Annotated in this window: 20 protein-coding genes; 5 read left to right on the top strand and 15 right to left on the bottom strand. The window is 60.5% G+C overall.

What is annotated here, in order from left to right; genetic code table 11:
• The first annotated feature begins 6 nt into the window (after window positions 1-6).
• The 5 genes from AC3WW4_RS07715 to AC3WW4_RS07695 all read left to right on the top strand — a co-directional run bounded on the left by AC3WW4_RS07715 (window position 7) and on the right by AC3WW4_RS07695 (window position 5,765).
• Entirely contained in the window at window positions 7-987 is a 981-nt protein-coding gene (locus tag AC3WW4_RS07715; RefSeq protein WP_488827801.1) for a glycosyltransferase family 2 protein, read from the top strand.
• 4 nt (window positions 988-991) lie between these two features.
• The gene (locus AC3WW4_RS07710) at window positions 992-2,698 is read left to right on the top strand and encodes an arsenate reductase/protein-tyrosine-phosphatase family protein (protein ID WP_488827800.1); all 1,707 of its coding nucleotides are present in this window, start codon (window positions 992-994) and stop codon (window positions 2,696-2,698) included.
• Window positions 2,699-2,745: 47 nt separating this feature from the next.
• A complete protein-coding gene (locus AC3WW4_RS07705; protein WP_488827799.1) occupies window positions 2,746-3,732 on the top strand; it encodes a polysaccharide deacetylase family protein in 987 nt (328 codons plus the stop codon).
• Between the two features lie 102 nt (window positions 3,733-3,834).
• Window positions 3,835-4,743: a glycosyltransferase family 2 protein gene (locus tag AC3WW4_RS07700; protein ID WP_488827798.1), complete on the top strand. Its 909-nt coding sequence runs from the start codon at window positions 3,835-3,837 to the stop codon at window positions 4,741-4,743.
• Between the two features lie 122 nt (window positions 4,744-4,865).
• Window positions 4,866-5,765 carry an FkbM family methyltransferase gene (locus AC3WW4_RS07695; RefSeq protein WP_488827797.1) on the top strand — a complete coding sequence of 300 codons (900 nt, stop codon included), beginning with the start codon at window positions 4,866-4,868 and terminating at the stop codon, window positions 5,763-5,765.
• Window positions 5,766-5,817: 52 nt separating this feature from the next.
• Here the strand turns inward: AC3WW4_RS07695 and AC3WW4_RS07690 are convergent, their stop codons facing one another.
• Genes AC3WW4_RS07690 through AC3WW4_RS07620 form a run of 15 tightly spaced genes read right to left on the bottom strand, consistent with a single transcriptional unit; the run spans window position 5,818 to window position 23,753 of the window.
• Window positions 5,818-7,701 carry an acyltransferase family protein gene (locus AC3WW4_RS07690; protein ID WP_488827796.1) on the bottom strand — a complete coding sequence of 628 codons (1,884 nt, stop codon included), beginning with the start codon at window positions 7,699-7,701 and terminating at the stop codon, window positions 5,818-5,820.
• Window positions 7,698-9,008: a putative O-glycosylation ligase, exosortase A system-associated gene (locus AC3WW4_RS07685; RefSeq protein ID WP_488827795.1), complete on the bottom strand. Its 1,311-nt coding sequence runs from the start codon at window positions 9,006-9,008 to the stop codon at window positions 7,698-7,700. The genes AC3WW4_RS07690 and AC3WW4_RS07685 overlap by 4 nt, the downstream gene beginning before the upstream one ends.
• Window positions 9,009-9,019: 11 nt before the next feature.
• Window positions 9,020-9,166, bottom strand: a complete 147-nt coding sequence (locus tag AC3WW4_RS07680) for a hypothetical protein (protein ID WP_488827794.1) — start codon at window positions 9,164-9,166, stop codon at window positions 9,020-9,022.
• A 2-nt stretch (window positions 9,167-9,168) separates the two neighbouring features.
• Window positions 9,169-10,395: a glycosyltransferase gene (locus AC3WW4_RS07675; protein ID WP_488827793.1), complete on the bottom strand. Its 1,227-nt coding sequence runs from the start codon at window positions 10,393-10,395 to the stop codon at window positions 9,169-9,171.
• Window positions 10,395-11,615 (bottom strand): UDP-N-acetyl-D-mannosamine dehydrogenase, encoded by a 1,221-nt coding sequence (wecC, locus tag AC3WW4_RS07670; RefSeq protein ID WP_488827792.1) that lies wholly within the window; start codon window positions 11,613-11,615, stop codon window positions 10,395-10,397. The genes AC3WW4_RS07675 and wecC overlap by 1 nt, the downstream gene beginning before the upstream one ends.
• Window positions 11,616-12,752 carry a non-hydrolyzing UDP-N-acetylglucosamine 2-epimerase gene (gene wecB, locus AC3WW4_RS07665; protein WP_488827791.1) on the bottom strand — a complete coding sequence of 379 codons (1,137 nt, stop codon included), beginning with the start codon at window positions 12,750-12,752 and terminating at the stop codon, window positions 11,616-11,618.
• Window positions 12,749-13,963 (bottom strand): TIGR04063 family PEP-CTERM/XrtA system glycosyltransferase, encoded by a 1,215-nt coding sequence (locus AC3WW4_RS07660; protein WP_488827790.1) that lies wholly within the window; start codon window positions 13,961-13,963, stop codon window positions 12,749-12,751. Before AC3WW4_RS07660 ends, wecB begins: the two co-directional genes overlap by 4 nt.
• A 2-nt stretch (window positions 13,964-13,965) precedes the next feature.
• The gene (locus tag AC3WW4_RS07655; protein ID WP_488827789.1) at window positions 13,966-15,111 is read right to left on the bottom strand and encodes a TIGR03088 family PEP-CTERM/XrtA system glycosyltransferase; all 1,146 of its coding nucleotides are present in this window, start codon (window positions 15,109-15,111) and stop codon (window positions 13,966-13,968) included.
• Window positions 15,112-15,114: 3 nt separating this feature from the next.
• Window positions 15,115-16,095 carry a glycosyltransferase gene (locus tag AC3WW4_RS07650; protein ID WP_488827788.1) on the bottom strand — a complete coding sequence of 327 codons (981 nt, stop codon included), beginning with the start codon at window positions 16,093-16,095 and terminating at the stop codon, window positions 15,115-15,117.
• Between the two features lie 8 nt (window positions 16,096-16,103).
• Window positions 16,104-18,005 carry an XrtA/PEP-CTERM system amidotransferase gene (locus AC3WW4_RS07645; RefSeq protein ID WP_488827787.1) on the bottom strand — a complete coding sequence of 634 codons (1,902 nt, stop codon included), beginning with the start codon at window positions 18,003-18,005 and terminating at the stop codon, window positions 16,104-16,106.
• Window positions 18,006-18,008: 3 nt separating this feature from the next.
• A complete protein-coding gene (gene xrtA, locus AC3WW4_RS07640; protein ID WP_488827786.1) occupies window positions 18,009-19,547 on the bottom strand; it encodes an exosortase A in 1,539 nt (512 codons plus the stop codon).
• On the bottom strand, window positions 19,544-20,767 hold the full coding sequence (locus tag AC3WW4_RS07635) for a TIGR03087 family PEP-CTERM/XrtA system glycosyltransferase (RefSeq protein WP_488827785.1): 1,224 nt from the start codon (window positions 20,765-20,767) through the stop codon (window positions 19,544-19,546). Before AC3WW4_RS07635 ends, xrtA begins: the two co-directional genes overlap by 4 nt.
• A 1-nt stretch (window position 20,768) precedes the next feature.
• A complete protein-coding gene (locus AC3WW4_RS07630; RefSeq protein ID WP_488827784.1) occupies window positions 20,769-21,824 on the bottom strand; it encodes a FemAB family XrtA/PEP-CTERM system-associated protein in 1,056 nt (351 codons plus the stop codon).
• Window positions 21,817-22,680 carry an XrtA system polysaccharide deacetylase gene (locus AC3WW4_RS07625; RefSeq protein WP_488827783.1) on the bottom strand — a complete coding sequence of 288 codons (864 nt, stop codon included), beginning with the start codon at window positions 22,678-22,680 and terminating at the stop codon, window positions 21,817-21,819. The genes AC3WW4_RS07630 and AC3WW4_RS07625 overlap by 8 nt, the downstream gene beginning before the upstream one ends.
• Before the next feature lie 2 nt (window positions 22,681-22,682).
• Window positions 22,683-23,753 carry an XrtA/PEP-CTERM system-associated ATPase gene (locus AC3WW4_RS07620; RefSeq protein ID WP_488827782.1) on the bottom strand — a complete coding sequence of 357 codons (1,071 nt, stop codon included), beginning with the start codon at window positions 23,751-23,753 and terminating at the stop codon, window positions 22,683-22,685.
• Window position 23,754 lies beyond the last annotated feature (1 nt).

Below are 23,754 nucleotides of genomic sequence, written 5' to 3'. Positions count from 1 at the left end.
ATGGCCATGCTGGTATCTGTTGTCGTCGCCACCCGTAACCGCCCGGAGCTCCTTCGTGTGACCCTGCTGGCCCTGAAGGCGCAAACGCATCAGGCCCTGGAAGTGATCGTGCTGGACGACGGCTCTTCAGCGGCCACGCGTGCGCACTACGCCAACCTGTGGCGTGAACTGGATGCCCGCTTCCGCCTGGTGCAGCAAGGACAGGACGGGCAACGTGGCCAAGGGCCTTCGGCCTCACGCAACCAGGCCATCCAGTGCACGCAAGGTGAGCTCGTGGCATTTTGCGATGACGACGACATCTGGATTGACGATGCGCATCTCAGTCGAGCTGTCGAAGCCTTCCGTGCACGCCCTGAGTTGGACCTCTACATCAGCAATCAACGTGCCGTTTTTCCCGACGGTGCCGTTCGAGAAGACTGGCTCCCTCGGCTGTCTGCGCGTCTGGCAAGCATGCCGACGCTGGCCCCCGACTGTCACCGTGTCACCATTGAACAGCTGAGCCAGTGCGGTGGGTTTGCGCACCTCAACATGCTGCTGTTGCGCCGCACGCTACTGCTGGATGTGGGGGGATTCTGGGAAGGGGTCAACTACGAAGAAGACCGTGACCTGTTCTGGCGATGCGTGGACCGCGCCAGATTGATGGCCTACAGCCCCAACGTGACAGCCCAACACCATGTGCCAGACCGTGGCAAACAGAGCAACGTGTCGATGACCGTCCCTCCCACCGATCGGTGGTTGATGGCCGCCATGGTCAGTCGTCACATTGCCATGTCAGTGTCCAGCCCTTACATTGTCAAACTGAGCCTGCGGCATGAAGGAGACTTGCTGCGTCACCTCTCCGAACACAGTAGCCGAAATGGCCGCCGAGCAACTGCGCAGCTCCTGGCTTGGCAAGCTCTCGGTGCGAAATTCAGCTGGAAATGGGCGCTCTATTGCATCTGGCTGCAAACAAGGTCTCTGATGTTCATTTTTCTCCCGTCCCGGTAATCGCATGGCGCAAGCAGCAAAGAAAGTATTGGTCATCGGCGATGACACGCGAAGTTTCCTGGCCTGCGTGCGCTCTCTGGGACGCCAAGGCCTGGAAGTTCATGTCGCGCCCAATACGCTGTCGTCGCCGGCTTTGGCGTCCCGCTACATCAAGCAGGTTCACATCCTGCCTTACTACCTTGGTGAGGGGCAGGAGTGGCTGGCGGCTACGCGCGCCCTGCTCGAAAGAGAGCGGTTCGCCCTTGTCCTACCCTGCGAAGAGCGCGGCCTGCTGCCCCTGATTCGCCATCAGCACGAATTCCCGGCTGACACCCGCCTGGCCATCCCTGACGAGCAAGCGCTCAACGCCTTCTTTGACAAGGTTCAGACGCGTGAGTTGGCGGAGCGGTGCAATGTTCCTGTGGCCCAGGCGCATCTGTACCATGCCAAGGGCTCGTTGCCACAGGCCTTCCCGCTCGTGGCGAAGTACCGCAAGTCTTACAGCTGGCCAGACCTGTACGTTCGCACCCAGGTCAAGATTGTGAAGTCGGTGAAAGAGCTGGAGCAGTGGCTGCACGCGCATCAGCCGGCCGACCAGGAGGTGTTCTTCGAGCACCTCGTTCCCGGTGTCGGAGTGGGGGTGTCCGTGTTGTGTGACCGTGGCGAAGTCCTGCAAGCTTTCGAGCATCAGCGTGCGCACGAAGTGTCAGGCAGCAGCTTCTATCGCAAGAGCATGCCCTTACACCCGGAGCGCCTGGCCGCCGTACAGCGCATGGTGACAGCCATTCAGTACACCGGCCTCGCCATGTTCGAGTTCAAGGTGGATCAGCCCACAGGACAGTGGCATCTGCTGGAGGTCAATGCGCGCCCCTGGGGCTCCCTCCCCTTGCCTGTCGCCTGGGGCGTCGACTTTCCCTACCGGCTCTACCAGTTGCTGGTTCAGGGGCAACGCACGCCCGCTGTCGTCTACCCCGCACCGCGCTATGGCCGCAACTTCATGTCGGATCTCTGGCAGGTCAGAATGACAAGCAGCGAGCTTCAAGCTCATCCCTTGGCCATGACCAAGCATGTCTTGCAGTGGAGTGGTGGATTGCTGCGCATCCTGATCAACCGGGAGCGTCAGGACACCTGGGTGTGGGACGACACGGGGCCCGCCCGACTCGAATGTCAACAACTGCTGGCGACGGTGAAGCAGAAGCTGCGAGGCGCCCATGCGCGCACTCAACATGCGTTGCCAGCACTCAAGAATGAACGCCGCCCGCGGCTGCTCTTCCTGTGCCAGGGCAATATTTGCCGCAGCTCCTATGCAGAAAAGAGGGCTCGCCAGTTGGTTGCGCGCGAGAAGCTGAATGTGGACATTGACTCAGCCGGCATGCTGCCGCGCAACGCCCGGCCAGCGCCGCTGGTGGCGCAAGAGGCCGCACGCCAGCAGGGTGTCGATCTCAGCACGCACGCCTCCAAGCATGCTTTTGAGCCATTGCTGCGCCAAAGCGACTGGATTGTGATCTTCGACGACATCAATCGACAAGCCGTGATCGAACGCTACCCGGATCTGGAAAGCCGACTGGTGTACCTGGGCGACTTTGAATCCGCCCCTGACAGACAGATCCTGGACCCCGATGGCAAGGATCTGGAGGCTTTCCAAGAAACCTATCGACGCATCGATGCCTGCCTGCCCGCTCTGTTGAAACAGGCACATCAGGCCACGTCTGCAAGCGAGTCAGCATGCTGAACCTTCTGGCCCACCAGCCCATCTCTCCGGCGACCTCTACTCGCCCAGTGCTGACCGTGGTGGTGGACACAGAGGAAGAGTTCGACTGGTCCCAGCCCTTTGATCGTCGCAATGTCGGCGTCAGTGCCATCGCCGCGCAACCTCTGGCCCATGAACGTGTCTTCGACAAGCATGGTGTGGTGCCCACGTATGTCATCGATTGGCCTGTGGCGACCACCCCATCGTCCATCGCAGTGCTGAAGAAGTTGATGGAAGAAGGTCGCTGCGAAATTGGCACCCACCTGCATCCCTGGGTGTCACCGCCCTACACCGAGGAGGTGAACACCTTCAACTCATATGCTGGCAACCTGCCGCGTGAGTTGGAGTTCGAGAAGCTGCGCCTGCTGACCGAAGCGATCACCACCCACTTTGGCCGCGCGCCCAAGGTTTTCAAAGCAGGCCGATATGGCGTGGGCCCTCACACGGCAGAGATCATTGCCAAACTGGGCTACACCGTCGACGCCAGTGTGGTCCCGCATACGGACATGTCTGCCGACGGGGGGCCCGATTTTTCGGGTCACAACACGGCCCCGTACTGGTTTGAGTCAGGTGGCCGCCGCATGATGGAGCAACCCGCCACAGCGGCCTATGCGGGACTTCTTCACAAACACGGCCCCTGGGTGCACAAACTGTTGCTGACACCGCCCGCCAAGGCGATGCGCCTGCCCGGCATTGCATCGAGACTGGGCTTGGTCGAACGCGTCAAAATCACCCCGGAAGGCTACGGCCTTGAAGAATTGAAGCGCGCCACTCGTTGCCTTGTGAACAGTGGGGGGCGCTTCGTGGGGCTGACTTATCACAGCCCGTCGCTGCAACCAGGCCACACGCCATATGTGCGCACACAGAACGACCTGGACCAATTTCTTCGCACACTTGATGGTTATATCGAGTTCTTCAAAGAAGAGATGAACGGTGTGGTGATGTCATCGGCGGCCTATGGATCCAATATTGGAGCACACGCTTCCAATTCAACCACCCCCTGCCCCATTCAATAACAGGCGAAATATTCAGATACAGCGCAGAATACCGAGCGCACATAAGAACCATCGACGCAAATTAATCATCATCTTCAAACAGTTCGCCCAGGGAATAGAGCCATGAAGAAAATTTCCGTCATCACAAGGACCAAAGATCGACCTGTTTTTCTGCGCCGCTGCGCGGACGATCTCATCGGACAAAGGTTCCTTGACATGCAGTGGGTGATCGTTAACGATGGAGGCGATCCGAAACCTGTCAATGAAAATGCTGCCTACGCACGCAGCCAAGGCTTGGACTGTTTGGTCATACATTTAAAAGATAACGTTGGACTGCCCGCAGGTTCTAATACAGGCATCACGCAATCCGACTCTCAATACATTCACCTCCACGACGACGACGATAGCCTAGAACCTAGATTTTATGAAGTCATGTGTGGGTTCCTTGACAAGGACGTCAAAGGTCAATTCGGCGGGGTGGTCTGCTCGACAAACAGGGTTGACGAGACCGTAACCGAAACCGAGATTCAACAGACATCAAAACACCCCCTTCATCACAGCAAAAGCGCAACCCATATTGCTGACATCCTGACAAAAAATCAATTTAGCCCTATATCATTCGTTTATCGACGATCATGCCTGAAATCAGTCGGCAGTTATGACACCAACCTACCCGTTCTAGACGACTGGGACTTCAACATTCGCTTTCTGATGCACTACGATATTGCCTCCGTATACGAATATCTTGCCAACTATCACTTCAGAAGCATTAAGACCGGCCCCTTGGCACAAACTGTTCAAAGCTCCATACAGCACGAACTCTTTGCGGCCGTTTTAAGGAACAAGTACTTCAGGGAAGGCATCGCCTCAGTTGGCAATGCAATGCCGGGACTACTCATGAATGTCGGCCGCAATTTCCAGATCCAGCAAGGCAGAATTCTTGAAATTCAAGATCATCAACGATCTGAATGGACCATCAAGTGGGCAATGAGAAAAATGGCCGACAGGCTACATTTCCTGCTTGCGCGCTAACAGTAAAAAATTTAGCAGAGCAGGCAAAAAACAAATCAAAGCAATCAGGCGAGACAGAGGGACTCCCTCTCATTTGTTAGCGCCTGCGCATGAATTCACTGAGTTAGTTCACTGGAGCAAAGATGACAGCCATTGCCTTCTTGCGTGCAGCCCAGCGCAGACTATTGGCACAACGCCATCGACTTGAGCGCTCACCATTTCATCGGTTGCTGCCATGGATGCCGAAGATTTCGTCGTTGACATTGGCGTCAGGGCAAACCATCAAAATCGCCCATCACGCGGTGCGCCCCTCAGAAATTGGTTCAAGAAACTTCCACTACCGTCCAGACAGCATTGGCGATGTAGGGGTCATGAAACAGATTTTTGAACAGAAAGACTACGCTCTTAGCCACTGGCCACAAGGCAACGACATCATTGAGTTGCTAGGTTTACTTCATGAGCGGCAGCGTTTAAGCCTGATCGTGGACATGGGATCCAACATCGGAGCGTCATCCGTTTTCTTTGGCGCGAGCTACCCCGGTGCAAAGCTCATCTGCGTTGAACCAGACCCAGCCAATGCAGACCTTCTCACGAAGAACATGGCAGGTTTGAATTATTCACTATTTCGAGGCGCCATCTCAAATCGCCCAGGCCAACTGTCACTCTTGGACCCTGGCCATGGTGACTGGGGGTTCCGAACAGCCCCGATTGACTTACGCGACACGGCGACCATTGCAATTGAAGCCGAAACTATCCCGAATCTGATGCGTCAATTCGGAGAAGATGGTGTGCCTGTGATCGCCAAGATCGACATCGAGGGTGGTGAATCCGATCTGTTTTCCGACAATTGCGAGTGGATGGACGCGTTCCCCTGCATCATTATTGAATTGCACGATTGGATGCTGCCAAGCAAGGGCACTTCACGAAACTTCCTCAAGCAAGTTTCCGCCCGCGAATTGGACTTTGTTCACCGAGGAGAAAATATATTCATTTTCAACACAAAGCTCACAAAAAAGCTCATTAGCGATTGGGAAAAACCATAACCCACCCTTACGTCATACTGGCTGGGACTTATCCAAAACCTTGCATTCATCATCAAAATAATGAATCACGCCTGATCACAGGCTCATCAGAGAGCCGTGCCGCAAGTTGCCGTGCACCCTCAACAGTAAGATGCCCCCCGTCATATGACAACAGATGCCCATCCGGCCTAAATACGTGACAATACCCTGACTCACCACACATCAGGTTTGACAAGTTAACAAATTGGGACGACCCCACTGCTTGAGACAATTGCCGATTGATGCTGCGACTGGACTCAGACACTTTATTGCGAGTTTGATAGCGCTGTGGAACTGGAATCGAAAGCAACTTCTTGATATCGATCGAACCAAAGTTCTTGGTACCAAATATCAGAAATTTGTCACCGAATTCACGCCGCAAATTGCCAAGACTTTCAGGCAACAAGGCGGCGTCCCAAGACTGCCAAGCAGATGCAATCCACACCCGATCACTTTGCCGGATAAGCTCCTTGACCTTGGGGGAGTTATACCAGTCATCTTGGCGACACAGCACGGGTTGAGGATTGGTAACTTGTGCCTCAATGCTGCGCGACAGATACAAGTTTCCGCACCCCACAGATATCTGATGCGTGGAGACCTGAATGTGCTCCGCGAGGGGGCCTTCATAAATGGCATTGACCAGGTCTTTGGCGAAGCTATCCCCAATGACCAAGACCTTGATCCGTTGATTTTGATCAGAGAATGAGGCGTGATGGAGCGCATCAAACCGCTTGCGCACGTATTCGCCCTGCACGCCAGGTGAGATGGACGCTAAATAGCGGTCCTCCGGTTTGAGCCGGTCGATGAACCCGTTCATGACATGCCCCGACACACCTGCCAGCAGCATCAGCAGTGACCCGATGCCCGCTGCAAGGAAAATGAACCGTCGGGAAAGGCCTCGACTGCGACGAATGGGCGTCTCCACATACCGCCAACTGACGTAACCAAAGACCACCGACAGCATGGCCAGTGCGGCCAATGCAAGTGCGTCAGACCGCTCCAGGCCCATGTGGCGCGCGAAGGCAAACAGTGGTTGATGCCACAGGTAGGTGCTGTAGCTGATCAGACCTACGGAAACCATGGCGGGCTGGCCCAGCAGGCGACCGACCAAGGTTTCAGGCCGTGCGCCAATGATCATCAATGCCGCGCCCAGCGTGGGAACAAGTGCGTGCAACCCAGGAAAGGTGGTCTGTGTGTCGAAGCCGAAGATGGCGTAAGCCACTGCCAGAAATCCGATCATTGCCAGCGCATTGCGCCACACCGGAGATGGCAGTCGATCAGGCGTGCTGCCAAGGTAAAACGCCACCAAGGAGCCAATCAACAGCTCCCATGCTCGGGTGGGCAAGAGGAAAAACGCTGCAATGGGCTTGTTCAGCGCGCCCCACTCGGCCAGGATCAGACTGCCCACCGCCGCTGTTGCAAGCAGCGCAACGACCCACCTCTTTCCCCATCGCCACGTCACAAGCAGAAGAAGCGGAAAGAACAAATAGAACTGCTCTTCAACCGACAAGCTCCATGTATGCAGCAGGGGTTTGAGTTCGGCGGCCCCTTCAAAATAGCCACTCTGGGACCAGAACAGCACATTGGATGAAAATGTGGCCACGGCCACCAGACTCTGGCTGAACTCTTTCATCTCCGCCGGCAACAAGACGAGGAACGCCACCGGGGCACAAACTGCTATAACGAGAAAAAGCGCGGGAAGTATCCGCCGGATGCGTCGCTCGTAAAACTCTGCGATCGAGAATTTGCCTTGATCGACCTCGTCCATCACGATGCCTGTGATCAAGTACCCACTGATCACAAAGAACACGTCGACGCCCACATACCCGCCTGCAAACAAGCTGAACCCGGCATGAAACAGGATCACCGGGATGACTGCCAGTGCACGCAGACCGTCTATCTCTCGTCTGTACTTCATCGCGCATCGAATCCTGAATGATCAAGCTGCGCCGCTTGATTCTGCGGACGAGGTTCGCTTAACAAGATCGAGGGCAACATCGACATCATCACGATCAGGAAGTACACCAGTTCAAAGTACGCCAAGCTGACCCCGCCGCCTGCGGCCATGAATGCGACCAGTGCAAGGCACCCCGCATTGCTGAGATCCAGCGCCCACCAGCCACTCCCCGTCTTCACAACGATGGCCTTGACACGAGCGCGCGCATAAAAGGCAGAGGCCAACAACGCAAGGAAGATCAGCAGCCCCACATACCCCAGATCCCCCAACACCTGAAAGTAGATGCTATGGGCCGCTTTGGGGGTGTACTTGTTCACGTCGACAGTGAACAGACTGGGTCGATTCTTGTACTCATCCCAGATCCAGAAATTCTGTACCGCATTGAAGCCACCTCCCAAGACGGGGTGATCGTTGGCAATCGACATGCTGACCCGCCAGGCCGCCACGCGATTCATGAACGACTCGTCTTCCCCGGCGGTCTGAATGGACTCGATGCGATCAAACCAGCGATCGGAGGCAACGTGCATGACCCCAAATGCCAAGACGCCGATGACGGCAAGCGAGATCAGCTTGCGGCGGCTGATCATCCAGTACCAGAAGCCAACCACAGCCAAAGCCAGGAAGCCGCCTCGTGAGTTGGTCCCGATGATCGTCATGATGGTCAAGATCACACCGACCGCGGCAGTCCACTTGGCATACTTGTGAGCGCTGTAGCGATACAGGTACATGATGAGCGGCAACAGCATTGCCATGCCCAATGCGTAGAGGTTGTTGTCGGTGAGGCTGGAGTTGGGCACCCCGACCACGTTGTGCGCCCCGCCTGACGCGATGACCTTCAATCCATCGACCACGGCATGAAAACCCAAGCCCAGCACCAGCACCAGCACGGTAAGGTGAACCCGCCAACGTGAGCTGAGAAAGAAGGGGGCAATCAATGCCAGGGCCATCCCCTTCCAGAACGTTTCAACGCGGATCTCCAACAAGACATTGGGCTGCAATGCAAACGCTGCCGACAACATGCCGTGCACGATGAACAGCAGGAGCAACACCGTGCTGATGTTCCACTCGAATTTCCCACGCTCCTTCACTCGCCCCAACATCAACAACAGCACCGCGATACCGGCAAAGACAAACACGTACCTGAAGCTCAGCATGAAGCCATACAGGTAGTTGCCCGGCGACATCACCGTGGTGTAGATCCAAAGGAGGAAAGCGACGAATCCATCCATGAACGCCATGGGCACCAGCCCCAGCGTGATGAAGAGCATGAAAATGTCTCTCACTTTTTGCCCTTTTCTTTTTCTTCTTCGTAGGCAAACAGCCCCAGGTCGGCCGGGGTTCTGCCCTGCTTCTTGTTGAATCTCACGATCACCCAACAGCAGTACGCCAGTAAGAGCACATCGAGCGCAAAAAGCAAAGACTCCATCGTCAGTTCACCCTTTGTTTGTCTGTGGCCATGCTGCGGAACACGTCCAGCAAGACCTGCACGCGATGAGGCCAGGCATTTTCGAGGGCGTACTGCCGAATGCGTTCGGCACGCCATGGCGTCTTCAAGGCCGCCTGTAACGCATCGCCCAAAGCCTGCTGATCACCGAACGGCACCACCTCGCCCAATTCTGGCCGGCACACCACCTCGCGGTTCCCCCCCACATCTGTGGTCACCACAGGCAGGCCGCAGCCCATCGCCTCCAGAAAAACATTGGCCCAGCCCTCAGCACGGGTCGCCAGCACGAAGACATCGGCCGCGCTCAACACTTCCGCCAACGCTTCATGGGGCTTCGGCCCCAGAAACCTCACATGGGGCCCCACGCCCAGATCGGCCACCATTTTCTCCAGCTCTGCCCGGTTGTTGCCCTCGGCGCTGGCGCCGCCCACGATGAGGTAAACCAGATCGGGATAGCTCTTCAGCAACTCCGGCAGCAGCGGAATCACGCGATGGAAGCCCTTGCGCTCGACGAGCCCTCCCACCGAGATCAACACCCGTGCAGTGGGTGCAATGCCCAGCTTGGCGCGAGCCTGATCTCTGGGGTGCGGCTGAAACTTGCTGATGTCCACGCCATTGCCCACCACCAGCGCACGCGCCGGGTCAGCGCCCAATTGCAAGGCCACACGCCTCAGCTCTGACGACACCGCGATGAGACGTGTCGCGCCCTGAAGCGCCTTCGTCAAGGGCCCCACCAAGGTCGGAGTGCGTGCGTGCCGGGCCTCGGTGCCACGCAAGGTGATCGCTACAGGCACCTTCAGCCATCGCCCCAGCAAGGTCGCTGCATAGCCATCGGGGTACGCGAAGTGGGCGTCAATGATGTCCACTCGGCCGGCCAGCTTCAGTCGTTTGACCATCGCATACGTGCTCAAGGCCATGAACAGCCCATCCCACTGCTTGAACAACCCAGGGACCGAGAAGTAACGCGGGTACCAAACATCCACCCCGTCTTGCTGCAGATGAGCGGGGGGCATCGGACGGAAGTGCGGCTTGATCAAGCGCAAGAGCGACTGAAAGGGAAACCAGGGCGTTGGCGCGACCACCACGATGGGCAGATGCGCCCCGACCCTGAACATCCGCTCGCGCACAAAGACACCCGCGTTCGGTTGCACAGGACTGGGAAAGAGGCTCGAGTACACCAGCAGCGCCGGTCTCTGGGCCAGGTCTGACATCAACGCCACACGCCCTTGGTGTCGATTACCACCTTGTCCTTGATCAGCTCACGATCCAGGTCCATGAATTCTTCATGATCGACCAGCAAGAGAAGAATGTCGGCCTTCTGGAGCGCCGTCTTCAAATCGGTCAAGGGGAACGGCGCCTTCGCCGGATCCACATTGGGATCACAAGCCAGGATCTCGCCAATCTGCGTCTCACGCAGTTTTTGCACGATTTCCAAGGACGGCGATTCGCGCATGTCGTCGATGTTGGCCTTGAAGGTCAGGCCCAGGCAGGCAACCACGGGCTCCTTGAAGCGCGAAGCCTTGGCGCGCACCCGCTCGATCACCCAGTGCGGCTTGTCGTCGTTGACCTCGCGCGCCGTGCGGATCAGGCGCGCCTCCCGCGGAGCGCTGGACACGATGAACCACGGGTCCACCGCGATACAGTGCCCGCCCACACCGGGGCCGGGCTGCAAGATGTTGACGCGCGGGTGGCGATTGGCCAGCGAGATGGTTTCCCACACATTGATGCCCAGCTTGTCGCAGATCACAGACAGCTCGTTGGCGAAGGCAATGTTGACGTCGCGGAACGAGTTCTCCACCAGCTTGGACAGCTCGGCCGTCTTGCTGTCGGTCTCCAGGATCGCGCCGTTGCAAAAGGTCTTGTACAGCGCCTTGGCCTTGGCCACTGCCGCCTTGGTGGTGCCGCCAATGATGCGGTCGTTGTCCACCAATTCACGCAGGATGTGGCCCGGCAGCACGCGCTCGGGGCAATGAGCGGCATGCACCTTGCCCGCCAGCTCGGGGCGCGCTTCACGCACGATGCGCTCGATCAGCTCGGTCGTGCCCACGGGCGAGGTGGACTCGAGGATGATGAGGTTGTCTTCACGCAGGTAAGGCACGATCGCCCGGGTCGCCGCCTCCACGTAGGACAGGTCAGGCGCCTTGGGATTGCCTTCCTCGACCTTGAAGGGCGTGGGCACCGCGATGATGAAGGTGTCGCCCTCTTCCGGCACCAGCGAAGCACGCAGGTTGCCGCTGTTGACGGCCGAACGCACCAGGATGTCCAGATCGGGCTCGATGATGTGGATGCGGCCTGAATTGATGGTGTTGACCGCCGCCTCGTTGACGTCCACCCCCACCACGGTGTGCCCCTTGGTGGCCAGCATTGAGGCCGTGGGCAGGCCGATGTAGCCCAGGCCCATGACGATGATTTTTTGCAGTTCGCGTGCCATTCAAACTCTCCCTTGCATGTTCTGTAGTGTGTTCACAATGCGCGCCGCGGCCTGCCCGTCGCCGTAGGGGTTGTGCGCGCGTGACATGGCTTGGTAAGCCTCTGTGTCGATCAGCAGGCGCTCGCACTGGCGCACGATCTCGTCGCGCGACGTGCCCACCAGTTTTACGGTGCCAGCCGCCACCGCCTCCGGTCGCTCAGTGGTCTCTCGCATCACCAGCACCGGCTTGCCCAACGACGGCGCCTCTTCCTGCACGCCGCCCGAGTCCGTGATGATCAGGTGGCTGCGGTTCATCAGGTAGACGAAGGGCAGATAGTCGACCGGCTCGATGAGGTGGACGTTAGACAAACCGCGTGCAGCCAGGATGTCGTTGACGGGTTGGCGTACATTCGGATTCAGGTGCACCGGGTAGAGAATCTCGACATCGGGATGGCGCTCGGCCACGTCAGCCAGGGCGTGACAGATGTTCTGAAAGCCCTCGCCGAAGTTCTCGCGCCGATGCCCGGTGACCAGAATCAACCGCTTGTTGCCATCCAGAAACCGGAAGCGTTCGGCCAACTCCGATTGGAGATCTGCACTGGTCTTCAACTTGTCGACCACGGCCAGCAGGGCGTCGATAACCGTATTGCCCGTCACGTGAATCGCTGACGCAGGCACCCCTTCTGCCAACAGATTGGACTGGGAGGCCGCGGTGGGCGCAAAGTGCAGATCCGCCACCGCGCCGGTGATCTTGCGGTTGATTTCTTCCGGAAAAGGCGCGTACTTGTCGCCCGTGCGCAGACCCGCTTCGATGTGCGCAACCGGGATGCGTGCGTAGTACGCGGCCAGCGTGGTGGCCAGGGTGGTCGTGGTGTCGCCATGCACCAGCACCCAGTCCGGACGCTCGGCTGCCAACACCGGCCGCAGCCCCAGCAAGATGTTGCTGGTGATGTCGTACAGGTCCTGGCCGGGTTTCATCACATCCAGGTCATGCTCGGGCGTGATCTCGAACAGGTGCAAAACCTGATCCAGCATCTGCCGATGCTGCGCGGTGACGCACACCACGGTCTGTAGCCCAGGTGCGGCCTGCAAAGCCTTGACCAGCGGCGCCATCTTGATCGCTTCGGGCCTCGTGCCGAATACCACCATCACCTTCATGCGTGGCCCCCGTTCAGAATGCTTTCATAGGGTAGCCGGTAATTCGCGACGCTGTTGCGCCAGTTGCGCACCGATTCGACAAACTCTCGGCCATTGGCCTTCATCAGCGGCCACCGCTCCGGGTGGGCCAGCATGTCCACAATCGCTTTCGCCAGGGCTGCGCGGTCATCGGCCTTGAACAACCATCCGGTTTTGCCGTGCTCGATGAGCTCCTTGTGTCCGCCCACGTCGGACGCGACAAACAGATGCCCTTGGGCCATCGCTTCCAGGGGCTTGAGCGGGGTCACCAGCTCGGTCAGACGCATGGAGTGGCGCGGATACGCCAGCACGTCGATCAAGTCGTAGTAGTGATTGACCTCGGCATGGGGCACCCGACCGGTGAAGATCACATGCTGGCTCAAGCCCAGAGACTGCACCTGGGCTTTCAGCGCCGCCTCTTGAGGGCCCCCGCCGACCAACAGCAAGCAGGCGTCAGGATGCGCCTGGATCACGTCGGGCAAGGCGGCCACCAGCAGATCCAACCCTTCGTAGGCATAGAACGAACCGATAAAGCCAATCACCGTTCGGCCCTTCACGCCCCACTTCTCCTGCAAGGCCGGATCGGCAGGCTGCGCCAGCTGAAAGGCCTCCACGTCCACCGCGTTGGGGATCACCGTCACCTTGTTGGCCGCCACGCCACGCGCCACGATGTCGGCCCGCAGCCCTTCGCAGATGGTGAACACATGGTTGGCCCGGCGGATGGCCGAGGTCTCCAGGCCGCGTGTCAAGCGATAACGCAGGCTGCCCTCGTGCGTGGTGCCATGGTCCACCGCGGCGTCTTCCCAGAAGGCACGGATTTCGTACACCACCGGGATCTCCAGCTTGCCGCCCACGCTCAAGGCGGGCATGGCGTTCAACACCGGCGAATGAGCGTGGATGATGTCGGGCTTGACCTGCTTGGCCACGTCCTCAATGCGTGCCTCCAAGGCGCGCATCAGCTGCCACTCACCCATCACGGGCCAGTTCACACCCCGGCCCTGAACGGGCTGCGTACGGAAAAAGGTCAGGCCATCCACCGTTTCCTCGGCCACCGGGGTCGCGCCCTGCTTGGGCGAGGTGACGTGAAAAGTCTCCCACCCCAATGCACGTTGCTCGCGCAGCAAGGCTGCCGTCCGAAAGGTGTAGCCGCTGTGCAAGGGGATGGAATGATCAAGGACGTGAAGGATGCGCATGGTCAACTGCTTTGGAACAATCTGTCGTAGTGGCCGACCATGGCATCCATGCCAAAGTCGCGCTGCGCCTGAGCGCGTGCCGCCAACCCATGCTGGCGGGCTTGTGGCGGGTTCAACATATAGTGCATCAAGGCCTGGGCCATCGACTCGGCATCGCCCGAGGGCACCAAGCGACCGGTGAGTCCTTCGGTCAGCAGATCGGGCGTGCCGCCCACTGCGGTGGCCACCGAGGGCAAGCCACAGGACATGGCTTCTTGCAAGGTGCACGAGGTGCCTTCGGTTTCAGAGGGCAGGACAAAGCAGTCCAGCGACTGCAGCAGCGTGGCCACATCGGCCCGTGCGCCAGGCAGCCAGGCCAGATGGCTGACACCCGCCCCGGACAGGATGCGCTCGACCTCGGAACGCAAAGGCCCCTCGCCGACGATGACCAGGCGAGCCTGCTCGCGAGCGGCTGGGGACAGCTCCAGCAAACGCACAAAGGCCCGCGCCAGCAGCGGCTGATTCTTCACGGTCTGCAAGCGTCCCACCGTTCCGATCAGCCAGTGTCGCCCCGGCTCGAAGGGGCAGCCCTCCGGCATCACCTTCACGTCGGCGGCCAGTGAAAACTGCGCCGTGTCCACCCCGTTGGCAATGAGCGTGCGACGCTCCGAGGGCACGCCTATGCGCTGATCCAGGTACTGATCCAGATCCTGCGACACCGAGACATAGTGGCTCACAAACGGCCGGTACAGCTTGCGCAGGCGCTGGAACTTGACGTTCTGTCCCTTGGGATCACTGGCGTCCCACCCATGCTCGGCGTGGATGCGCACCGGCACCCGCGCCAGCCACGCCAACGGCACCACTTCCAGCGCTGCCAGATTGCAGGTGTGCAACACATCCGGCCGGTAGCGGCGAAACAGACGGTAAAGCGCCGGATACAGCGGAATCGCATGCCCGGGTGGCTTGTGCAGCGACACGCGCTCGACACCCGGCGTCTGGATGCGGTCTACAAAGTCGCCCATGTCGGTCAACGACACCAGGCAGTGCTGGTACTCATCGGAGGGCAAGCGATTGATCAACTGGATGACAACGTTCTCCAGCCCGCCCATGTGGAAGCTGTAGACGAAGTGCATCAGGCGGATGGGGGCGCGGGGCGACGGTGCTCGCATGGCTCAGCTCCCCTTGGCAACCGGATGACCCGGGCGCAAGAACGTCAAAACCCAGTACACCCACAGCTTCGGATGCCAGAACGAATGCGACAGTGCCTGCGCAAAGGCACGCCGCGCATGGACCGACTGGCCGTGCCAGAAATGCAGATACCCATGCCCAAAGGCAATGCCGAACAGGCGACGCTGGATCTCGAGGTCGGACACTGCCCGCCCGTCGGCCCCACGCGCCCCATGCTGTGCCAAGGTGCGCAAGAGGATGATGTACTCGGCGTTCTGCGGCCAAGGCTGTCGGGTGATGCTCTGCGCATGGATGCGGTACCAGGCCACGCAGTCATCCAGTTGGTCAATGCGATGTGCGCGGGACAGGCGCAGCCAGAAGTCGTAGTCTGAGCCTGTATTCAGGCTGGCATCGAAACCCTGGACATCGTCGATCGCCGAGCGGCGCACGAGGGCCGTGATGATGTGGACCACGCTGTCGAGCAACAGGTCTGCGTACAGATTACCCTGCAGCGAGGTGGTCTTGAACAGTTCGGCCTGGTCTCGCCAACGGACTGCAGCCTCCTCATATGCTGCTCGCAGCGGAGGCTCGACAAACCGCCCCTCTTGCGTCGAGGCCTCCCAGCGCATGAAGCGTCCGAACACGGCCGACACGTCGGAATGGGCTTGCAGGTAAGCCACCTGGCTCAACAGCTTGCCGGGTAGCCACACGTCATCAGCGTCCACAAAGGCGATGTACTCGCCCTGGGCATGTTGCAGTGCCAGATTGCGCGCCGCAGCCGGGCCTTGCTTACGTTGATGCAGCACACGCACCGCGTCGCCATACGCGGCCAGCAGTTCGCGCGAGTCATCGGTGGAGCCATCGTCCACCGCAATGATCTCGATGGCCTCATAGCCCTGCCAGAGGACGCTGTTCAAGGCCTGCGCCAACGTGGCAGAGGCGTTGAACACCGGCATGACGACCGTGACCAGGGGAAGCACAGACACGTTCTGCCTCACGCGCTCTGGTGGCTGACACGCAAGAACGCATCAAACATGATCAGGGCCCACAGTGCATCCGAATGATCGGCCTGGCCTTTCAGGTGGCCCTGCACCATGCGCTCCAGCGCATCGCGCTGAAAGTAGCCGCTGTCGAGCATGCGCTCGCTCAGCACCGACTCGCTCATGCGCTGCGCCAGAGGGCCGCGCAGCCAGCGCGCCAGTGGCACCGAAAAGCCCATCTTCGGGCGATACAGCACATCGTGCGGCAGCAAAGGCTCAAAGGCCTTCTTGAACACGTACTTGCCCTCGCTGCCCTGAATTTTGAGCGCGCTTGGCAAGGTCGCCAGCCATTCGATCAGCTCGTGGTCCATCAAGGGTTCGCGCACCTCCAGTGAATGTGCCATGCCCGCACGGTCCACCTTGGTGTTGATGTCGCCCACCAGCCAGGTCTTGTAGTCCAGGTACTGGATGAGGGCCAGCGGGTCATCGGTGTTCGCCTGAGCCGCGTGGTGACGGAACAGGTCGACGGTCTGATAGCCGCCCAGACTCTGCTGAAACGACTCGCTGAACAGCGCGCTACGCTGCTCCGTGCGCAGGCGCGACATGCTGTGCTGATACGCCTCGGCCGAATCCATCGCCAAGGCCTGAAAGGTGGTTTTGGCACGCAGCGGGCGTGGTGCCCAGTCGGCTTTGGGATACCACCGGCCCAGGGGGCCGAACACCGATTGGCGCACCCCCAGTGGCAAAGACTGGCGCGCCCGCTCCTCGCCCAAGTGCATGCGGTAGCGGCGATAGCCGCCCAGGCTCTCATCACCGCCGTCGCCCGAGAGGGCCACGGTCACATGCTTGCGGGCCATCTGGCACACACGGTAGGTGGGCAAGGCCGAGCTGTCGGCAAAGGGCTCGTCGTACAGACGCGCCAGGGTGTCGATCAGGTCAAAGTCGTCGCTCTGGACGATCTCCAGCCGGTGGTCAGTGTGGTAGCGGTCGGCCACCATCTGGGCGAAGGCCGACTCGTTGAACTGCGGATCGTCAAAGCCGATAGCGCAAGTGCGCACCGGCAGCGTCGACAAGCCCGCCATGGTGGCCACCACGGCGCCGGAATCGACTCCGCCCGACAAGAAGGCCCCCAATGGCACGTCCGCAATCATGCGCAAGCGCACCGACTCACGGACGCGCTCACGCAACTCGACTTCGGCATCGGCCTGCGAGATGGGGTTGTCCAGGGTGAAGTGCACATCCCAATAAGGCTGGGGCGCAGGCAGACCGGTCTGGCCGCGTCGCCACGTGAGCGTGTGCGCCGGCGGCAGCTTGTGGGCCTGGCGATAGATGCAACGCGGATCGGGCACATAGCCCAAGGCGAAATAGTCTTCCACGGCCTGCGGATCGATCTGGCGCTCAAAATCCGGGTGCGCCGTGATGACCTTCAGTTCCGAGCCGAACACCAGCGTGCCATCCGGAAGCAAGGCGTAATGCAGGGGCTTGACGCCCATGCGGTCGCGCGCCATGAACAGCGTCTGCTGCCTCTGGTCCCAGATGGCGAAGGCGAACATGCCCCGTAGGTGATGCACACACTCAGGCCCCCAAGCCATCCAGGCCTGAACGATGACCTCGGTATCGCTACGAGTGCGAAACACATGTCCCAGAGCTTCGAGTTCCGTGCGCAAGGACTGGAAGTTGTAGATCTCACCGTTGAAGACGATGCCCACAGTGCCATCGGCGTTGAACAAGGGCTGCTGGCCGGTGGCCAGGTCAATCACCGACAGACGCCGGTGGCCCAACATCAGCCCGGGCTCGAAGTACAGATCGGCCTCGTCCGGGCCGCGATGTGCCTGCACATCGTTGATGCGCTGCGCCAGCGCGGGGTCGAACGAGCGTCGGCCCTGAGTGTCAAACAGCCCTGAAATACCGCACATGGTTCACTGTCGAGATTGGGTGGCGCTCAAAGCGGCCAGCAAGGCCCCCCCCTGATCGCGCACAAAAGTCTGCAACACGGCCTCAGCCGCGCCCTCGCTGGCGGGGGTATAGATCACCACGATGGCGCCATCGTCACCCTGCCCTTTGAATTTTTGCCAAGCTCCCCACAACTTGGCTTGGATCGGACTGGCCGTGACACGGCCGTCGACCCAGAAGAACTGCCAGGCTACCAGACGCTGCAAATCGGCATTCAAGACCGAGCCTTGCGCACGCAACTCCGCGCGTTGCACGGTCAACGGATCCGAGCCCAGCTGAGTGTGGGCGGTTCCTCCCGAGACCTGCGCCCAGGCCTCATCCTTGCTGCGCACCAGCACATTGGTGGAGCTGACCAGCTTGCGCTCGTAGTTCTGGGCGCGATAGTACGCCACGTGCATGCCGACGCGTTCGCCCGAGGGGCTCGCCCACCCCGAATGGGACATCGCATTGGCGGCCTCGTACGCGGGAACCCAGCCCGCCGGTGGCGTCGTAGCCTGCCAGCCTGCTTGCGCCGCCAGCGCCTGCAACTGCACCTCGCCTTGCTGAACCCGCTCTTGCAACTGCCAGTTCAGGACATGAGGTACACCCAGCGCAAGCAAGGCCAGCACGGCGCTGATCCCCCAGCGCGCGCCCACCGCCCCCGCAACGGCGGACTGCGGGGCATGGAGTGCTGCAGGTGCAACGGGCTCACGGTCGGCCCAGCGTGCACCAATCATGAACATGATCGTGATGACCACGCCAAAGAACACCCAGCCGTAAACCAGGTGGTCCACCCCCGTGGCCAGCGTGTTGCCCGACAGGTGGCCCAGCATGACGATCATGTAGGCCCGCAGCCAGTTGGCGACCAAGGGAACGAGAATGGCCACGCCCACGAACAGCAGTCGCTTGCGCAGGCTTTGGTAGTTGATGTACGCAAACAGACAGCCCACCGTGAAGGACGCCACCAGGTAGCGGATGCCGCTGCAGGCCTCGACCACCGACCAACTGCCGCTGGGGATGATGAACTGCAAGCCTTCCCGATAGACGGGGATGCCGCTCAGGCGCAGTGCCGCCACCGTGAAATCGGCCGTCCATTCCATCAAATGGGGCAGCATGAAGTCGCCCACCGGCACGGCCAGGAACAGATAGAGCAGCGGAAACATCAGCATCCGCGTGACTTGCCAACCCAGCAAAGCGGGCACCGCGCACACGATGAGGGCCATGAAGGCAAACTGCGTGACCGCATTGACCGCCACCAGGTCACCGGCCAGCCACAGCAAGGCCGCACCCAACATGCCCAACAGGCCCAACACCGTCGGGCTGGGCGTCACGGTCGCCAACTGCGCGCGTTTGCGCCACATCAGCCAAACGGCGGCGGGCGGCACCACGAGTCCATGTGCGTAGGTGTCCGAGCGCCACCAGATGGTGGCCATGGCCGACGCTGTGGGCCAATACAGCACCAGCACGGCCGCCCACAGGGCCAAGAGCATCAGCAAGGACACTCGCCACACCGAGGTCTTCATCATGGGCGCCCCTCACCTTCTGACACTTGCGGCGGCAACCAGGCATCCAGGGCAGACAGGTGCGCCTCCCAGCTGAAGTGCTTGAGCACAAACTGCCGGGCAGCCCGTCCCAATTCGGTCGTCTTTTCCGGAGCAAGTAAAAGCAAGTCGATTGCCTGCACGAACTCAGCCGCGGTGGCCGCCCGTACCACGCCGAACTCAAAACCCGCACCGATCGCATCAGCGCATGAAGGCACGGTGACCACTGGCTTCTCCATGGCCATGGCCTCCAGGATCTTGTTCTGGATGCCGCGCGCCACCCGCAGGGGCGCCACCACCGCCGCTGCATGCTGCAGGTAGCCGCGCACATCGGGCACCGTACCCGTGACCACCACCTGCGGCCCGGCCAAGGCCCTGACCTGCGCTGTGGGGTTTCGGCCCACGATGTAGAACCGCAGTTGCGGCCAACGCTGCAGCAATTCAGGCAACATCTGCCCGACAAACCAGCACACGCCATCCACATTGGGCCAGTAGTCCATCGCCCCCGTGAACACCACGGGCACCTCGTCCGCCGCAAACGGCGACGCACTGCCCGCCTGAGGACTGAAGTAATCGGCATTGACGCCGTTGCTGATCGATTGAACCCGGTCCGCGACCTCGGGCGCCAGCGACTGGAACAAGGCTGTCTCGTTCGGTGTCACGAAAAACGACTGCCGTGCCTGCTGTGCCACCTCGCGTTCATAAGCCAGCAAACGGGCGCCTTCCCGGCGGTACAGCCAGGACATCGGCCAGCGGTGCTCGGGTGCGTACTGCGCCCACTTCGAGGAATCCACATCGACGAAATCGACCAGCATCGGCACCTGAGGCAGCAAGGGGGTAGCGAACTGCGCCATCACGCCCGAGAACACCACCGTGGCGACCGGCTTGTGCTCGGCCTGCACCTTGCGAACCCAGCGATGCAGACCCGCATGGCGGTAGTACGTCTCAGACAAAGAGCGGCCCGTCAGCAGCCCGCGGGCGCTGAGCAGCTTCGTGCTACGAGGGTTCAACTGCTCGATATGGAGGTCGGGGCACAGGGCCTGAAGTGCCGGCACATGCGCGACGTCTTCCGGGTCGTCGATGAACGTGCCCAGGAACACCCGGTGATGCCGCTGCAAGTGGCGCAGCAAGTGGTAAGAGCGCACCTTGTCGCCCTTGTTCGGCGGGTACGGCATCCGGTGCACCAGGTACAGGATGTTCGCCATATCAGCCCAGATTGCGCACGATGAACGGGCCCAACCAGTTGGCCAGACCAATGGGCATGCGCCGCCAAGTCTCGATCAGGAGCTTGTACTTGGCGTTGGACGGGTTGTTCTGCGGAATGGCGTCGCGCTTGTAGAGGCAGTACTCGTAGCGCAACGGGATGGGCTCGAAGCCCCAGTTCTTCTTGAAGGCGTACGGCCCTGTGCCCTGCTTGCTGCGCCCGTAGTCGAACACCTTCAAGCCACGCTCGCAGGCGCGCCGCATCAGTTCCCAGTACTTGAAGTCGTTGGCGGCCAAGTCGCGCGCCGCCAGGTCATCGCCCGCGTAGTAAGGCAGTGCTTCGTCGCGGAAGTAAAAGGTCAGCACGCTGCTGAGGGGCTTGCCCTCGGCGCTGGACACCGTCAGCACCTCGCAATCTGGCCCGAACACCTCCATCAATCGCTGGAAGTAGCGTTTGGACAGCGCGGGAGTGCCGTGACGGTGCACGTTGTCGGCATACAGGTCGAAAAATCGATCCACATGCGGGTCGATCTGGGCGCTCAAGCCGTTCTTGATGCCCTTGCGGACCATGGCGCGCTGCTTGCGCGGAATGGCCTGCATGTTTTCATCTTCCGTGGGCAAAATCTCCTTGCGGAAGGTGACGTACAGATCTTGCGTCGGCCATTCCGGGTGGCGGCCGGACTGCAGGTAGCGCATCTCCAGGTGGTCCACATCCAGGCTTTGCGCCAATCGCATGGCCTCGGCCTCCAGCGCCTCGGCGGCGGCATCGGAGTGGGCCACAACACCGCCATACACCGCAAAGGGCAGACTGGTCAGGGCATTGCCGAACAGGCGGCTCTTGACCTGGGCCATCGGCAACACGCCTTCGATGACATCACCCCGGTGGGCGTACAGAAAATGCGTCGGGTGGCGAAACACCTCGGTCATGATCTGCTGCCAGCCCGCCCGGTGGAAGAACGTGGCCTTGGGGTGCGCGAACACGAACGCGTCCCAACGCTGCACCCAGTCGGCCTGTCGCGCATCGAGGCGCGACACCTGCAAGCTCGTCACCTCAGACACGCTGTACCCCGCTGTGAGCCCGCTTCAGGAAAATGTGGTCCATGCGTCCCCATTGAAAATCTTGCAAGAGGCGCTGCAGACGCTGCTCCATGCGCGGGATGTTCACGTAGTGGCGGAAACGGGTGCGCGCGTCGATGCCGGCCACACGCGGTTGCGCGGCGTCGATCTCCCACGGGTGGAAATAGAAAATGGCGGGCTGCTGGTCGTTCTTGTTGACCTGGCGCAGCATCCAGCGCGACAGCGCATACGGAAACAGCCGGAAGTAACCACCCCCGCTGGAGGGCAGGTTGCGGTTGAACATGCGCAAGGTGGTCGGAGGCACCTCGATCAGGTCCTCGCGAATGCGGTGCGCGAAGCGGGGTGCATCGGGCATGCCGTAGTGGTCATGCTGGATCGGGTAGATGCTGGAGCTGTAGCGATAGCCTTCTTGCTGCAGCACATCAAGCGCCCACAAGTTGCCCTGCCCGATCGAAAAACTGGGGGCCCGGTAACCCGTGACGGCGACCCCGGCGATGTCCTCCAGCAGGTGCTTGGCCGTGCGGATGTCGTGCGCGAACGCCTCGGGCGTCAGGTCGCTGACCCGCTCGTGACCGTACCCGTGGCTGGCCACCTCATGGCCCTCGTCGGCGATGCGGCGCACCAGATGGGGATAGCGCTGGGCGATCCAGCCGAGTGTGAAAAACGTGGCCTGGGTGTTCTGTGCGGCCAGCATGTCGAGGATGCGACCGACATTGCGCTCGACCCGGCATTCCCGCGCATCCCAATCGGCGCGCTGGATGTAGGGCGCAAAGGCGGACACCTGGAAGTAATCTTCGACGTCGATGGTCAGCGCATTGACCAGAGGAACTGCCGGCATGCTCACGATTGCCCCTTGCCTGTGGCGATTCTTTGCAGTGCGGACAGGATCTCGATGCTCAAGCGCTCCTGGCGCAGCACACTGCGCTCAATGCGCAGCAGATGGGCGCTCAGTTGGCCGGCGGTCAGGCGTGACAGCTGCTCCTCCAGAGCCTTCAGATCGCTGCTGTCCAGGTCAATGTCGACATCCGCAGCCTCCTTGTGCAGCCCAGGCGCCGCCTGAAGCACTGCGGCCGCCGAGACCTGCTCCAGAGGCGGGGCGGTCAACTCTTCCTGAATCTCCGCCAACACCTCGCTGAGCACAGGCACAGTGAAATGCGTGACCTCGGACAGGAAGCCATGCAGCATCAGGCGATCGCACAAGGCATTGATGCGACGCGGGATTCCGCCCGATTGCTCATAAATCCCGGCGAATACGTCTGCATCAAAGGTGGGCTTGTCGATCGCCCCGGCGCAACGCAGGCGGTGTTCGATGTAGCCCTGTGTTTCCTCGCCGTTCATCGGCCCCAGGTGGCAACTGGCCGTGACGCGCTGGCGCAGCTGCAACATGTCGGGGCTTTGCAGGATGTTGCGAAACTCGGGCTGCCCGATCAGGAAGGTCTGCAGCAAGGCCTGTTTGCCATGCTGGAAATTGGACAGCATGCGCAGCTCTTCAACCGCTTGCGGACGCAGGTTCTGCGCCTCATCGACGATGAGAAGGCAGCGCTTGCCTTGGGTCAGCTGCGTGATGAAGAAAGCTTCGAGCGCCATCAGCAACTCGGCCTTGGACGCATCTCTCACCTGCACGCCAAATGCGGCGCCCACCAGGCGCAGGGTGTCTTCGGCGCCCAGTTGGGTGCTGACCAGTTGCGCGGCCACCATGGTGTGAGGGTCAATGCTGTCGAGCAGACCGCGCACGATGGTGGTTTTGCCAGCCCCGACTTCACCGGTGATGACGATGAACCCCTCGGCCCGCATCACTCCGTACTCGAGGTAGGCGCGTGCGCGGCGGTGAGGTTTGCTGCCGAAGTAAAAACTGGGGTCGGGGTTGAGCTGAAAAGGCTTGCTGTTCAACCCGTAGAAAGCTTCATACATG

The sequence above is a fragment of the Aquabacterium sp. TM01 genome (assembly GCF_057808345.1).
Note: the sequence above shows the minus strand (reverse complement) of the source record. Positions and strands in the feature narration are given on the sequence as shown.